Below are 14342 nucleotides of genomic sequence, written 5' to 3'. Positions count from 1 at the left end.
GAAGTCAGCGGCCGTTGCCGCCGAAGTGAATGCGCGGATCGATCAGCGCGTAGGCGAGATCGCCCGCGAGCCGCGCGACGAGACTCACCACCGTGAACACGAACAGCGAGCCGAGCACGACCGGATAGTCGCGGCCCACGATGGCGTCGTACGAGAGGCGGCCCACGCCGTCGAGCGAGAACAGTGTTTCGATCAGCAGACTGCCGCTCACATAAGCGGCGATGAATGCGGCGGGTAAGCCGGTGGCGAGCGGCAGCAGCGCATTGCGCAGCACGTGACGCCAGACCACGGCGCTGCGCGCGGCGCCTTTCGCGCGCGCGGTCAGCACGTACTGGCGCGAGAGTTCGTCGAGAAACGCGTTGCGCGTGAGCAGCGAGACCACCGCGAGACTGCCCGTCACCGAAGCCGTCACTGGCAGCACCAGATGCCAGAGCCGGTCGAGCACGCGCTGCGCGAACGGCAGCGCGTCGTGGCCTTCCGAGCCGAAGCCGCCGAGCGGAAACACATGCAGGAACAGGTCGCCGCCGAACAGCATCATCAGCAGCACGCCGAGCACGAAACCGGGAATCGCATAGGCGGCCAGCAACGCGGCGCTGGTGGCGAAGTCGAACGCGCTGCCGCGATGCAGCGCCTTCGCAATGCCGAGCGGCACCGAAATCAGATACGTGAGCACGAGCGTGAAGCTGCCGAGCGTGACCGTCACGGGCAGCTTGCTGCGTATCAGTTCCCACACGGATCGATGCTGGAAGAACGACTGGCCCAGGTCGAAGCGCGCGTAATGCGCGAGCATGCGCACGTAGCGCGTGAGCGGCGGCTGATCGAAGCCGAACTCGTGGCGGATCGCCGCGATCTGCGCGGGATCGACGCCCTCGTTGCCGTGATAGCCGCCGTTGCCGCCGCCGCCCTCGCCATGCATCGACGTGCCTTGCAGGCGCGCCATCACCTGCTCGACGGGACCGCCGGGCACGAACTGCATGATGATGAAAGTGACCGTGAGCACGCCGAGCAGCGTGGGGATCATCAGCGCGAGGCGCCGGCCGATATAGGCAATCATGATGCGCTTACTCCTGTGTCTGCGCGAAAGCGGGCGCTGTCTTTGCGGTCGGCGCGCTTTGCGGCGCGGCGTGCCACCAGCCGATCACCCAGTCCATCCACGGATATTGCTTCGGCACCTGTGCGGGCGGCGCGATGCGCCGGTTCCACGCGACGCGCGCGTGCGTGATGTGCCACTCCGGCACCATGATGCGTTCGCCGCGCAGCACGCGGTCGAGTGCGCGCGCCGCTGCGATCAACGCGTGCTCGCTCCGCGCGTGCTGCACGTCGGCGATCAGCGCATCGACGGCGGGCGAACTCACGCCCGCGTAGTTTTCCGAACCGGGCGTGCGCGCGGCCTCGCTGCCGAAGCGCCGCGCGAGTTCGCCGCCGGGCACGCTCGCGGCGCGATAGCCGAGCGTCGTCATGTCGAAATCGAAATGCTTGAGCCGCTCGTTGATGACCGTCTGGTCCATGATGCGCAGGCGCGCGTCGATGCCGAGCATCCGCAGATTGCGCACGATGACCATCAGAATGCGCTGCATGCCGGTGCCGTCGTCGAGCAGTTCGATCGTGAACGGCGTGCCCGATGCATCGCGCAGCACGCCATCGCGGTAATGCCAGCCTGCGCTTTCGAGCAGCGCCTCGGCGCGCGCGAGATTGCGGCGCAGGCCGTCCTTGCCCGTGGTTTGCGGCTGCGCTGGCACGTCGCCGAACACTTCGGGCGGGAGGCTCGCGCGCAGCGGTTCGAGCAGCGCGAGTTCGTCCGCGCCGGGCGTGCCGCGCGCGGCGAACTCGCTGTCGTCGAAAAAGCCCTGGCTGCGCTCGTACTGGCCGAAAAACATGTTGCGGTTGATCCACTCGTAATCGAGCGCGAGCCCCACGGCTTCGCGCACGCGCGGGTCCTGGAATTTTTTTCGGCGCAGGTTGAAGAACAGGCCTTGCGCGTCGCTGATGCCTTGCTCGGCGAATTCCTGTTTGTGCAGCGTGCCCGCCGCGAAGCCGGGGCCGCTGTAATTGCGCGTCCATTGTTCGGCGCTGCCTTCGAACATCGCGTCGATGTCGCCGGCACGGAATGCCTGGAGCGGCGCGGAGTCGTCGCTATAGAGGCGAAAGCTGATGGTGTCGAAATTGAACATGCCGCGCCGCACGGGCAGGTCCGCGCCCCAGTAATGCGGATCGCGCCGGTAGACGATCTCGCGGTTGCTCGCGCGCGAGTCGATCCGGTACGGGCCGCTCGCGATGGGCGGCACGGTCGCGAGTTGATCGAAACTGCGTGTGCCGCCTGCGGGCGTGCGCGCCCAGTCGCGCGAGAACACGTAAAGGTCGCCCGCATCGAGCACGGCGCGGCGCTGCGCCGAACGGAAGTCGAAGCGCACGGTCTGCGCGTCGAGCGCGCGCGCCGCGCGGATCAGCGCATAGCGGCCGCTGTAGAACGGCGACGTGGGCGCCTGGCTGAGGCAGTCGAACGACCAGACCACGTCGTCGGCGGTCACGGGTTTGCCGTTCGAAAAGCGCGCGGCGGGATTCAGATGGAACGTCGCGGAAAGACCGTCCGGTGCGATGGCGACGCGGTCGGCGAGCAGCGGATATTGCGTGCTCACGTCGTCGAGGCTGCGCTGCATCAGCGTCTCGAACAGCAGGGTCGGCGCGGCCGGCGCCGCGTTGCCGCGCAGCAGGAACGGATTGAGCGAGTCGTACGAGGTGACGATCGGCGTGGCGTCGATGTAGTTCGCGAGCCGCAGCGTACCGCCGCGCGGCGGCGTGTCGTCGGCGTAAGGCAGGCGCGCGGGCACGCTGGCGGGGCGCGCGTCGTCGAACAGCGCGAGCGTGGTTTGCCAGTGCGGGGCGTCGGGCGCGCTGTGAGTCGTCGGGCTCGCTGGGCTCGCGGCGAGCGTCGCCGCGTGCGCGGACGCGGACGCGGCGGCTTGCGCCAGCGCGATCGCGCACACGCCTGCCCACCGCCGCGCGCGCCGTTTTCCAGCATGTGCCAGCGCGATCATGACTGCGCCCGCTTCATGAGCGACAGCGTCGCGCGGCCCGCGTGCGCAATCGAGCGATTCGACACGGCCGCGCTCACAGGTCGAAGCGCGCGTTGAGCGCGACCGTGCGCGGGGCGCCGACGAACATATAGTCGCTCTGCAGGAAGCCCCAGTAATGGCGGTCGAAAATGTTGTCGACTTCGGCGCGCAGCGTCACGCCATGACCGGCGACCGTGGTGCGATAGCTGAGCCCGGCGTTGAAGAGGGTGAAGCTCGGCAGCACGTAGTTGTTGTTCGCGTCGGCCATCATGCTGCCGTAGTAGTGCGCTTCGGCGTTCGCGGTGAGGCCCGTCACGCCCGGAATGCGGTCGCTGAGTTGCAGCGTGGCCTGCCAGCGCGGAATGCCCTCGATGCGCTTGCCGATCAGATCGGCCTCGGTTTCGCTATACGTGCCCGCTTCCCACGCGGTGCTGGCGGCCACGCGGAAACCCGCGGGCAGATCGACGTGGCCGTCGAGTTCGAGACCGTTGATGCGCTCCTTGCCGTTCGAGACGTAGACGTTCTGCGCGTTGCCGTACTCCGCGCCGCGCTCGATGCGGAACAGCGCCGCCGACGCGCCCACATGGCGGCCGTCGTACTTCACGCCCACTTCATACTGCTTGCTCTTGATCGGATCGAGCACCTGGTTCGCGTTCGCGTAGCCTTCGGCCGCTGTGCCGCCGTCTTCGAGCGCTTCCACGTAGCTCGCGTAGAACAGCAGGTCGCTGCGCGGACGGAACATCAGCGCGAGCGTCGGCGTGACCGGATTCTGCGTGTAGCTGACCGGCGACGCGGACGGCGACGTCCACGATGTCTGGTGATAACTCGTGTAGCGAATGCCCGCGAGAATCGACCAGTATTTCAGGAAGCTCAGCGTATCGCTCGCGAAAATCGACTTCTGCTGCGAATTGAAATTGTTGTACTGCTGGCTGTAATCGTAGGTGCCGTCCCACGTGTGCTGCGTGATCGTGTCGTAGAGATTGTTCGAGCCGATATCCGTATAGAGGTAGCTGGGCACGGTCTTTTTCGTGAGCCATTGCTGGGACACGCCCAGTACGACCTGATGATCGACCGGGCCGGTCGAGAACTTGCCTTCGAGCGTGGCTTGCACGACGTCGTAAATCGACGATCCGCGCGAACGGTTCAGATACGTGTTGAAGTCGCCTTGCTCGTTGAGCAGGTCGAGCCATTGGCCGGAGTAGCTGCGCTCGTCCTTGCTATGGCTATAGTCGATGCTCGCTTTCCAGACCGGATCGATCTGCCAGTGCAGGCCGCTGCTCACGAAGTACACGTTCGAATTGAAGAACGTGTCGCCGTATGCGGAGAGATTCGTGCGGCCGCTCGGCGCGCGCGGCAGGCTCGTGCCCGTGTAGTCGCTGAGCATGACGTCCTGAATGCCGCCGTCGACCTTGCGCGACTGATAGAGGCCGTCGAAAGTCCACGTGAGCGAGCGCGTGAGGCGCGCGTCGAGCGAAAGCGACTCCGAATTGCGCAGCACGTGCGAATCGCTATACGTTTCGCCCTGTTCGTGCGTGATGTTGAAGCGATAGCCGAACATGCTGTCCGGCCCGAAGCGCCCGCCGGTGTCGATGTGCTGGCTGAAAACCGAGTCGGAGCTATAGCCCACGTCGGCGCTGAACGTGAAGGTGTCGGTCGGCTTCTTCGTCACGAAATTGATGATGCCGCCTGGCGCGCCGAATCCATACATGAAGCCCGATGCGCCCTTGAGCAACTGGATCGATTCGAACGATTCGACCGGCAATTCGACGGTCGTCATATAGAAAGGCAGGCCGTTGATCTTGTAGCCGTTGTAGTCGTCGAGCGGAATGCCGCGCACGTTGATCGAATAGGCGTTGAACGAATAGGTGTCGCCGAGCGACATCACCGCCGCGTCTTCCGCGAACACCTTGCCGAGCGATTTCACCTGGCGGTCTTCGAGTTCCTGCTGCGTGACCACGCGCGTCGAGAACGGCGTTTCCAGATCGGAACGCGTACCGAGCGCGCCGCTCGACACCTTCGGCGCCTGCTGGCGCGAGCCGTTGATCGTCACCGTGGCGAGGCTGTGGACCTTGTTGTCGGCGGCCTTGTTCGTGCCGGACGTGGCGTCGTTCGTCGCGTCGTTCGTGGCTTTTTGTGCGGTGCTGGCGGTGTCGTCGGCGTGAGCGAGGCTCGCGGTCAACGTCCCTGCGCCGATCAGCAAGGCCGGAATCACCCGCAAACGGAATATGCTTTTTCTCATACGTAGTAGTCCGATATATTTATATTGATTGCAGCCAGGCACGCCTTGGCGAGAAGGTCACATGCGACCGGGTATCAGGGAATCAGTGAATCAGGCAGTCGGCGAAGGAGCGAGCGCGAGCGGGCCTTCGATATGCGCGCCGAGCATTTCGATGAAATGCTCGAAGGCCTGATCGGGAACCGACGCATCGCGCACGAACAGTTCCTGCAGGCACAGTCCGCGAATGAAACACGCGATCACGTAGCGCGTGAGCCACGGCGCGGGCGACTGGTCGATGCGTGTGTTCGCGGGATGATGGCGCATGTCGTCGCCGATCGAATGCGTCAGCAACGCGGCGTTGAATCGCTCGCGCAGATCGGCGTCGCTGCGCAGCGCGCCGTAGAACTCCTGCGTCATCGGAAACGTCTCGCGCATTTGCGCGCGCCAGACGCGCACTTCGTCGCGCACGCTGGCGCCCGGTTCGATGCGCTGTTCAAGCGTGTCGAGCTTGCCGCTGATCCACGCCACGTAGGCCGCCACCAGCAGTTCGTTCTTGTGCGGAAAGTGATGGAGCAGGGCGCCGCGCGAGAGGCCCGCGCGCTGGCAGATTTCGCTGATCGACGTCTTCGCGAGACCGACTTCGGCGAGGCAGGCCAACGTGGCGTTGATGAGCGCGACGCGCGCCGCCGTGCTGCGTTCGTGTTGGGTGCGCCTGACGCGTGGTGCGGTATTCGGAGTGACGTTATTCATGGTGCGGGGCGGGACGGTCTCGCGGCGCGCGTTAAAGGATCGCTGCATCGCGGACATTCAAAAGGCGTTACAGCGAGATACAGTACGGTTGGTATGTTATTGACCGTGCATCACGGTGTCCAAGAAAATTCCCTCACATGCTTATCTGTTCGACAGGAACCGGCGTACGGTTTCGCACCGCGTAATCGCGTTAAGATCGTCGCCTGTCTGATTCGATGCTTCATGCCATGTCTTCGTCGCGCTCCATTCCTCCGCTACTGTCGCTGCGCGTATTCGAGGCGGTCGCGCGGCATTTGAGTTTCACCGCGGCGGCCGACGAGCTTCACGTCACGCAAAGCGCCGTGAGCCATCACATCAAGAAGCTCGAAGAGGATCTCGGGCGGCGGCTGTTCGAACGGCGCGTGCGTTCGGTGACGTTGACGAGCGACGGCCAGGCGTATTTCGAACACGTGCACGCCGCGTTCGATCTGCTACGGCGCGGCACGGACGCGATGCGTGCGCCGCGTCACGCGGCGGGCAGCTTGACGGTCGGTCTGCTGGCGTCGTTCGCGACGCGCTGGCTCGCGCCGCGTCTGCACGATTTTCACGCGGCGTTTCCCGATGTCGATCTGCGGTTGCGTCCCGATATCGCGCTCGCCGACTTTTCGCAAGGCGACGTCGACGTGGCGATTCGCTACGGACGCGGCACGTGGTCCGGCGTGCAAGCACGCAAACTGATGTCCGAGCGTCTTTCGGTGGTGGGCGCGCCGCGTTTGCTCGCCGCGCATGGTCCGTTCACGCGCGCCGACGACCTGCTGCGCCTGCCGATCCTGTTCTCGCACAGCAAGCAGCCGTTCGAATGGGATGCGTGGACGGCGCGCTTCGGCGTCGATCTGAGCGCCGCGCGCGGCGTGCATCTGCACGACTACAACATCGTCGTCGAGGCGGCGCTGGCCGGGCAGGGCGTGGCGATGGGCCGGCATCGGCTGATCGCGCCGCAGCTCGGCAGCGGCGCGCTCGTGCCCATGTTTCCGTCGATGACGCTCGACGATCCCGAGATCGGCTGGTGGCTCGTCACGCGGCCGGGCCCGCGCAGCGAAGCGGCCAGCGCGTTCTGCGACTGGCTGATCGCCGCCGCTGAAAACGACGATATCGGCGACGGCGACGCCACGCGCGCATCGACGCATTAGTTCCGCTCATGCACGGGCGGCAAGGATTGATTGGTCGCGGGCGAGGCGAATGGCTAGGATCGGTGCTCCCGAATCCAGAACCATGCATCACGAACCACGCATCGCGCAAGGAGCCTCGCCGTGAACACCGTCAACGCCTCGCTTGAATCCAGCATCGATTCGACCGTTTCTACTATTTCCGCTCGCGTCGCCGCGCTCGGCTTGACGCTCGAACCGGCCGCCGCGCCCGCCGCCAATTACGTCTCGTTCGTGCAGGACGGCCATCTGCTCCACATTTCCGGGCAGATCGCGCGACGCGGCAATGCGGTGCCGTACACGGGCCAACTGGGCGCCGACGTCACCGAAGCCGATGGCATCGAAGCGGCGCGCCTGTGCGCGCTCGGCGTCGTCGCGCAGATCGCCGCCGCGACCGGCGACCGGCTCGACCGCGTCGCGCGCGTGGTCAAGCTCGGCGTGTTCGTGGCGAGCGCGCCGGGCTTCAGCCGCCAGAGCGTGGTGGCGAACGGCGCCTCCGATCTGATCGTCGAGATCTTCGGCGAGATCGGACGGCACGCGCGCAGCGCCGTGGGCGTCGCGATGCTGCCGGCCGGCTCGGCGGTCGAAGTCGATGCCGTGGTCGCGCTGCGCGAACGTTGATCGCTGCCATCACCGGGGAGGCCGCATGACCAGACTACTGACCGATACCGACATCGACGCGCTGCGTGCCCAGACGCCCGGCACGCGCACGACGACGCATTTCAATCACGCGGGCGCATCGCTGCCCTCGTCGGCGACGTTGAGCGCGATTCACGCGCAGCTCGAACGCGAGGCGACGCGCGGGCCGATGGAAGCGGGCGTCGCCGCGAGCGCCATCACCGATGAAGCGCACGCGCTCGCCGCCACGCTGTTCAACGCGCAGCCCGACGAAATCGCGCTGACCGGCGGCAATTCGCAGGGCTGGGGCGCGGCGTTCGCGGCGCTGGGCGGCTGGAACGCGGGCGATCGCCTCCTCGTCGGACGCCACGAATGGGGCGGCAATCTGGCCGCGATGCAGTTCGCGGCGCAGCGCGCGGGCGCGACGATCGACGTGATTCCCTCGCGCGAGGACGGCACGCTCGATACGGCGGCGCTGGCGTCGATGATCGACGAGCGTGTGCGGCTGATCGCGCTGACGTGGCTGCCCGCGAACGGCGGGCTCATCAATCCGGCCGAGGCCGTGGGCGCGATTGCGCGGCGCTTCGGCATTCCCTATTTCGTCGATGCCGCGCAGGCGGCCGGACAGGTGCCGACCGACGTGCGGACAATCGGCTGCGACGTGCTCAGTGCCGCGCCGCGCAAGGCGCTGCGCGCGCCGCGCGGCACCGGGCTGCTGTATGTGCGGCGTGAGTTTCTCGAACACTTGACGCCCGCGTACGTGGACCGCTTTTCGGCGCCGCTCGACGCGCAGGGCGAGCCGCGTCTGCGCGACGACGCGGGGCGTTTCGAGTCGGCGGAAACGTCGCTGGCGCTGCGCGCCGGACTCGCGAACGCGCTGCGCGAGGCGCTGGCGATTGGCGTGCCGGCGATTCGTCAGCGTATCGATCAGGTGGCGACGACGCTGCGGCAGCGCCTGGCGCAGATCGGATCGGTCGTGTTGCTCGATGACGGTGTCGAGCGCTCCGGGCTGGTGGCGTTCAATCTCGCGGGGCACGAGCCGCAAGCGGTGCAGGCGGCGCTGGCCGGGCGGGGGATTTCGATCGGATTGAGCGGCGTGCCCTATACGCCGCTCGATATGCGGGCGCGCGGGCTCACGAGCGTCGCGCGGGCGTCGGTCAGCTATCTGACGACCGATGAGGAGATCGGGCGGTTGGTCGAGGCGATCATCGCAATCGCATAAAGCTTCTTATAAGAAGCACTTAAGACGCGCTTCACCTCTTTGTGCTACATTTATGAGGCATATAGGAGGTGAGCGGTGGAAAGCACCCTGCAGATATTCCTGGACGACCGGTGGATCGACTGCGCCCAGGTCGAATTCCGCGATGGCCGGTGCCAGTGGGAATTCCAGGTCATGTACGCCGTCGAGCATACGCACGACCCGCTGTCGCTCGTCGAACCCGTGGACACGGAATTCCGGTTCGGGCGTCAGCTTCCGGCGTTTCTGTACGACCTCGTGCCGCAGGGCGCCGGCCGGCGTTTCCTGCTGGGCGAGCTCAAGATGCAGGACGGCCCGGACGCGGACTTTCCGCTGCTCTGCGCGGGCGCGTTCAATCCGATCGGGCGCATCCGCGTCGCCGAGGCGGTCGATTACTTCGAGTCCCACGTGCGCCGACACCCGGACGCGCGTGGCTTGCCGGGCATGTCGATCGACGACGTGGTCGAGCGCAGCGCGGACTTCAAGGAGCGGATGTATCTGCACGGCATGCTCGGCACGGGCACGACGGGCGTGCAGGGCGCGGCGCCGAAATATCTGCTCACGCGCGACCAGAACGGCCTGCTGCACGGCGACGCGGTTCTGCCGGACGCGCAGGCGACCCAGCACCTGATCGCGAAGCTGCCGCGCGGCAACGCGCCCGCCGACATCAAGGTCCTGCACAACGAGGCGGCCTATATGCGGGTGGCCGCCGCGATCGGCATCCGCACGTATGAGCAGTTGCCCAGCCTGCACGGCGACGTGCTGCTGATTCCGCGCTTCGACCGGCGCGTGCGCCACGGGCGCGTCGAGCGGCTGCATCAGGAAAGCGTGGCCTCATTGCTCGGCCTTAGCGGCTTCGATCAGCGCCCGGATCTTTTCGAGGTCGTCGCGGCCATCCGCAGGGTCGCCACCGATCCGGCGGCCGAAACGCTCGAATTCATCAAGCGCGACGTGCTCAACCTGGCCATGCGCAACACCGACAATCATGCGCGCAACACGGCGATGCAACTTGTCGATGGCCGACAGCAGTTGACCCCGTTGTTCGATTTCGCGCCGATGTATCTCGACCCCGAACTGGTGCCGCGCACGCTCAGGTGGTATCGGCCGGATGCGACGCGAGTCGAACTGACGGAGTGGAGCGATGTGCTGGCTGCGCTGCCGGTTAGCGCGGATGAGCAACGGTTGCTCGGCGAGGCGCTGGGCAGGTTTGCCTCGCAGATCGAACGCCTGCCGGACATCATGCTCGCACAGGGTGTCGATCACGACATCGTCCAGTTCCTGATTCCGTCCATTGATACGCAGGTCCGGCAACTCAAGACCCTGCGTTCTGATTCCTGATTCCTTAGAGATCCAGTATGCCCCGACGTATACCGCCGAGCCGTGAGGAGCAAAACGCCCAGCGCCGGGAATTCTATGAGCGCATCGAACGCGGCGAGTTGAGCATCGCCGAAGCCATGAAGGCGATGCGCAAAATGACGGGCCTGACGCAAGCGGAATTCGCTGCCCATCGCGGCGTCAGCCGGCGCGTGATTCAGGACATCGAGCGTGGTACGGGGAATCCGACGGTGGAATCGCTAAATAGTATTGGAAAGCTGTTTGGGCTTCAGGTGGGGTTTGTGCGTTTGAGGCGGGGGGAGTCGGTTTCGAATACGGCGGAGTGAGGCGGGCTGGCCAATTTCGGCCGTTCGACAACGCCGCGTAGATCATCGACAATTCGCAGTTGTCGTGCGCTGATATTTGTAAGCTTTTAGGCGGAATCCCGAAAGGCTGACGACAAAACGCACTCAATACCGCTGCTAGTGAATCCTGCTGCGGATCTATCATACGGGGATGCACGTTTGATGTCCCGGCCCAACACAATGAATAAATTCGGGGAATTGGGATGCAGTTGAGTTCTTATCGCTGGATCGCTGCTCTCATCGTAATTCTGTCTGGGTGCACTTCAATTTCAGGTAGTTCCAGCCTGAGCAGCCGACCGTCTGTACCGGCTTCGCGCCTGAGTGTTCGGTACATTCAAAATACGTTCCGGGCAACCAACCCGCGTGCCCCCGGCATTTCCTATTCTCCTGCGGCTCTCCTCGAGAGGGATGGCTACTATGATCTTGGCAATGAAATAAGGTTTATCGCACCTGAAGTTGCAAGCGCCCGAGGCCTCGAGGCAGATGTCGACGTTTCGAATGCCGACATTCGGGGCAACAATCCATGGAACGGCGTGGGTCCCGATGCTTCCCGCGGAAACAGCACGGAACTCGTGCTATTTGTGAGGGGCGGGCAATCAACGCAAAATTCGGCCGATGTCCTGTTTGTGTTCCACGCGATTTTTCGCGACGTGCCGCGCGGCATCGAGTATTGGCATGCGGATTACCGCGTAAAGGTCAACACGCTCACTCCATGGGACCCAGCCTTTGATAGTGATACGGTGAGAAAACTTATCATCAGAGTGTTTGATGATCTTGAGAAGGATGGATTAATCGGCGGCGCGCAACAGAAAGTGACCAACGAATCTCAGCCTGAACCTCTGTTGGCGCCGTCGCAACCCATCATTTCGGAAGGCGAGGCGGCCGGTTCCCCTGAGCCGGTGCCATACATCGATGCGCGAGGACAAGAAGGCTACCGTAAATGGTTGGCCGGCGGAGCGCATGGGGCATTTGCAATATCGACTGACGGTCATTGGGGATACTCGCCGGGCGCGTCTGAAGCTTCTGAGAATGAACGGGCGGCGGAACAGCGCGCAATCTCCATTTGCCAGATATTGGCGACGACAGCGTGTTTCATCTATGCGCGGGACAGCCGGGTGATTTGGCACGGTGCCGATAGAAGCCCGGCTGCGTCAGTCAACCAGTGAGGCGGTGGGGATTCGAGGGGGATCCAGTTGACCTGGCTGGCCGCCCCCAGCTAATAGTGACGATTTCACGGTTTTCCCTCGACTGGCTTCGCAGCTAACGGCGGAGCGTTGTGTGCGTTTCTCCGCGGTCGCTTGTCGACGGAATCATAAGGCGGTACGCGGGCATCTCCCGTCGTTCGCACGCCGCATCGCTCGGCCCTTCAGACGTCGGCGCCGGACAAGCAAGCGGCCATCTGATTTGCAAAGGCGAGCACTGGCGCTCGGCCATTCCAGTCATTTGCGCTGGCTGTTACCCGCCGACCACGTATGACGTTTCGATACTTTTTTGACGTCCGGGTTGACTGTTCCATTTGAAGTAGAAAAGGTGAATTAATATCGTCCCGTACGTCAGGTTCGAGACGTCAACAAGTATGGGAAAGAAGAATGACAAACCGTTGGGACGAGACGTGGCACCGGCTTCGCGAATGGACGAACGGGCAAGCTCCATCGGAGCGCCTCGCCGCGCAAATTTTAATCAGCGAAGGTTTTTCCAACATCGACCCCAGTCACCCATTGGGCGGCAAGGATGGCGGTCGGGATGGGGCATGCACGCGGGACGGCAAGCCTTGGATCATGGCAGTCTACTTCCCTCGCGGCCAGCAGGCTATCAAGCACTTTCGAAAGAAGCTAAAGGGCGATTTGGCGAAGGTTCCTGCCGGTCAAGCCGTGGGCGTCGCGTTCGTGACAAACCAAGAACTGACGCTTTCCGAGAGACAGCGATTCATTGAAGAGGCTCGTCCCCTAGCCCTCGAAATATTCCACCTCGAGAGAATTACGGCGATTTTGGATAAGCCGAGCATGGCGGCAGTAAGAAAGCAGTTTCTGGACATCGATGTCGATTCCCACATCGTAAATTATCTCGGCGGACATGGCGGCAGCGCGCCTGGTGCGGGCGGTGGCGGCGGGGGCGCGACAGGGGAAAACGCGCAGGGTGGCGATGGTGGCCCCGGTGGAAAAACCATACACCTTCACGGATTGGACGCAACGGCGCCGGGCGCCGGCGGTGGCGGCGCTGGGGCTACTGGCCCGGGTTCGAAAGGGGGCGGCGGTGGAGGGGGCGGTGAGCATGTGATCGCCACAAATGTGCGTCTGACACCCGGCCAAACGATCCCGATCAAGATTGGGAGAGGTGGCAGACCAAACCCCACTGGGGGCGACGGCGAGGACGGCGAAGATACCGAGTTCGGCGACCTTATTCGGGCTAAGGGTGGAAAAGGCGGCAAAGCGGGATTCAGCACGTTCCAAGAGCGGGAAGTCACTGAGGTAGACCGGGCTAACGGTCTTCGCGTTAGCTCGTTGATTGCCGCGGAAGTCGTTCAAGTGCGAGACGGCCTCGGGAACCTACTTGCCGCCGGTGTCGAACACTTTTCGTTTAAAGAGCTTCCTAACGAGTGGACCTTTCCGCTATTCGGGACACTATCGGTAGGCAACGCTGCAGCAGATACGATGTTCAAGTTCGCCGCGATAATACTTGGGCCTGATGGTGCGGTGGTTTCGGAGCAAACATTCACGGTTTTTAGCGGCAACTCACGTGCAGTTTCACGCCCCACATTCGGCCTTGTCATCAATTTTCCAATTGAGCGTGAGGGAGTCTGGACTGTTTCGATTCAATCCGGCGGATTCGAGTTTGAGCGCTTGCCAATCGAAATCCGGATCACGAAAACTTGACGATACAAAATCGCGTGGGGTTCGCTTGGATTTGCCGTATGTAGACTAAGCGTGGTGAGCGGCTGCTGCAGCCGACCGCGCCAGCCAAAGCCCTGACTGAATGCCGGTTGTCGTTCGGACGCGGCCATCGGGGCCGCGCTGGGTCGAACGACGGCTCAGGGTCGGTTCCCGCCGACCGCGCCAAGTTCGGCCGTTCGCACGTAAGCTCGCACGCATTAATTCATCGGTTTCCGACGACGCTCCGTACCGTTGCACACCAATGTGTTCGGGATCTTGTGGTGTGTGGTCCAAGCCACTAATGGAGCGTCGGCGACGTCCTACGCTTGAAGCTTCTTTCAGCGCCTCAACCAAGGAGAACGACCATGCGCATGCTTTTGAACATACGAATTCCCCACGAGCCATTCAATACTTTTGTGCGCAACGGCACTATCGAGGAAGCGATGGCGAAAATACTCGAGGAGGCGAAACCGGAGGCAATCTATTTTACCGAGCAATGCGGAGGCCGCGGAGCGCTTCTCGTCATCAATCTTGACGAGCCCTCGCAGATTCCCGCACTCGCGGAGCCTTGGTTTCTCACGTTCAATGCTGACGTTGAGTTTCGCGTGGTGATGGTGCCGGAAGACCTGAAAAAATCCGGCTTGGGGACGATTGGATCAAAATGGAAATAGTGAGTAAATAAGTCCTGTTTTCATATTTTTTATATGCTTAGGAAACCGTACATCGCCCGCTT

General features: G+C 63.6%; 12 protein-coding genes. 8 read left to right on the top strand and 4 right to left on the bottom strand.

The window, feature by feature from the left end; genetic code table 11:
* Positions 1-4: 4 nt before the first annotated feature.
* The 4 genes from U4Y88_RS23020 to U4Y88_RS23005 all read right to left on the bottom strand — a co-directional run bounded on the left by U4Y88_RS23020 (position 5) and on the right by U4Y88_RS23005 (position 6021).
* The gene (locus tag U4Y88_RS23020; protein WP_321786628.1) at positions 5-1054 is read right to left on the bottom strand and encodes an ABC transporter permease subunit; all 1050 of its coding nucleotides are present in this window, start codon (positions 1052-1054) and stop codon (positions 5-7) included.
* Positions 1055-1061: 7 nt separating this feature from the next.
* Positions 1062-2984: an extracellular solute-binding protein gene (locus U4Y88_RS23015; protein WP_321786626.1), complete on the bottom strand. Its 1923-nt coding sequence runs from the start codon at positions 2982-2984 to the stop codon at positions 1062-1064.
* Between the two features lie 124 nt (positions 2985-3108).
* Positions 3109-5292, bottom strand: a complete 2184-nt coding sequence (locus U4Y88_RS23010; protein ID WP_321786624.1) for a TonB-dependent siderophore receptor — start codon at positions 5290-5292, stop codon at positions 3109-3111.
* 90 nt (positions 5293-5382) lie between these two features.
* A complete protein-coding gene (locus U4Y88_RS23005) occupies positions 5383-6021 on the bottom strand; it encodes a TetR/AcrR family transcriptional regulator (RefSeq protein ID WP_321786622.1) in 639 nt (212 codons plus the stop codon).
* 227 nt (positions 6022-6248) lie between these two features.
* Between U4Y88_RS23005 and gcvA the strand changes: the two genes are divergently transcribed.
* The 8 genes from gcvA (at position 6249) to U4Y88_RS22965 (ending at position 14280) form a co-directional block, all read left to right on the top strand.
* A complete protein-coding gene (gene gcvA, locus U4Y88_RS23000; RefSeq protein WP_321786620.1) occupies positions 6249-7190 on the top strand; it encodes a transcriptional regulator GcvA in 942 nt (313 codons plus the stop codon).
* 120 nt (positions 7191-7310) lie between these two features.
* Entirely contained in the window at positions 7311-7826 is a 516-nt protein-coding gene (locus U4Y88_RS22995) for a RidA family protein (protein ID WP_321786618.1), read from the top strand.
* Between the two features lie 25 nt (positions 7827-7851).
* On the top strand, positions 7852-9045 hold the full coding sequence (locus U4Y88_RS22990; protein ID WP_321786616.1) for an aminotransferase class V-fold PLP-dependent enzyme: 1194 nt from the start codon (positions 7852-7854) through the stop codon (positions 9043-9045).
* 75 nt (positions 9046-9120) lie between these two features.
* Positions 9121-10398 (top strand): type II toxin-antitoxin system HipA family toxin, encoded by a 1278-nt coding sequence (locus U4Y88_RS22985; RefSeq protein ID WP_321786614.1) that lies wholly within the window; start codon positions 9121-9123, stop codon positions 10396-10398.
* A gap of 17 nt (positions 10399-10415) precedes the next feature.
* Positions 10416-10721, top strand: a complete 306-nt coding sequence (locus U4Y88_RS22980) for a helix-turn-helix domain-containing protein (protein ID WP_321786613.1) — start codon at positions 10416-10418, stop codon at positions 10719-10721.
* A 221-nt stretch (positions 10722-10942) separates the two neighbouring features.
* Positions 10943-11905, top strand: a complete 963-nt coding sequence (locus tag U4Y88_RS22975; protein WP_321786611.1) for a hypothetical protein — start codon at positions 10943-10945, stop codon at positions 11903-11905.
* A gap of 423 nt (positions 11906-12328) precedes the next feature.
* A complete protein-coding gene (locus tag U4Y88_RS22970; protein ID WP_321786609.1) occupies positions 12329-13612 on the top strand; it encodes a glycine-rich domain-containing protein in 1284 nt (427 codons plus the stop codon).
* A gap of 362 nt (positions 13613-13974) precedes the next feature.
* Positions 13975-14280, top strand: a complete 306-nt coding sequence (locus tag U4Y88_RS22965) for a panthothenate synthetase (RefSeq protein WP_321786607.1) — start codon at positions 13975-13977, stop codon at positions 14278-14280.
* Positions 14281-14342 lie beyond the last annotated feature (62 nt).

This window comes from Paraburkholderia sp. J94 (assembly GCF_905220285.1).
In the GTDB taxonomy this organism is placed as follows: domain Bacteria; phylum Pseudomonadota; class Gammaproteobacteria; order Burkholderiales; family Burkholderiaceae; genus Paraburkholderia; species Paraburkholderia tropica_A.
The sequence above is the reverse complement of the archived record's forward strand: the minus strand, read 5'-3'. Positions and strand labels throughout refer to the sequence as shown.

What these genes read in the sequence shown, in the direction of transcription:
- U4Y88_RS23020 (WP_321786628.1), bottom strand. Translation starts at nt 1,054, where the DNA reads ATGATTGCCTATATCGGCCGGCGCCTCGCGCTGATGATCCCCACGCTG.
- U4Y88_RS23010 (WP_321786624.1), bottom strand. Translation starts at nt 5,292, where the DNA reads ATGAGAAAAAGCATATTCCGTTTGCGGGTGATTCCGGCCTTGCTGATC.
- U4Y88_RS23005 (WP_321786622.1), bottom strand. Translation starts at nt 6,021, where the DNA reads ATGAATAACGTCACTCCGAATACCGCACCACGCGTCAGGCGCACCCAA.
- gcvA (WP_321786620.1), top strand. Translation starts at nt 6,249, where the DNA reads ATGTCTTCGTCGCGCTCCATTCCTCCGCTACTGTCGCTGCGCGTATTC.
- U4Y88_RS22990 (WP_321786616.1), top strand. Translation starts at nt 7,852, where the DNA reads ATGACCAGACTACTGACCGATACCGACATCGACGCGCTGCGTGCCCAG.
- U4Y88_RS22980 (WP_321786613.1), top strand. Translation starts at nt 10,416, where the DNA reads ATGCCCCGACGTATACCGCCGAGCCGTGAGGAGCAAAACGCCCAGCGC.
- U4Y88_RS22975 (WP_321786611.1), top strand. Translation starts at nt 10,943, where the DNA reads ATGCAGTTGAGTTCTTATCGCTGGATCGCTGCTCTCATCGTAATTCTG.
- U4Y88_RS22970 (WP_321786609.1), top strand. Translation starts at nt 12,329, where the DNA reads ATGACAAACCGTTGGGACGAGACGTGGCACCGGCTTCGCGAATGGACG.
- U4Y88_RS22965 (WP_321786607.1), top strand. Translation starts at nt 13,975, where the DNA reads ATGCGCATGCTTTTGAACATACGAATTCCCCACGAGCCATTCAATACT.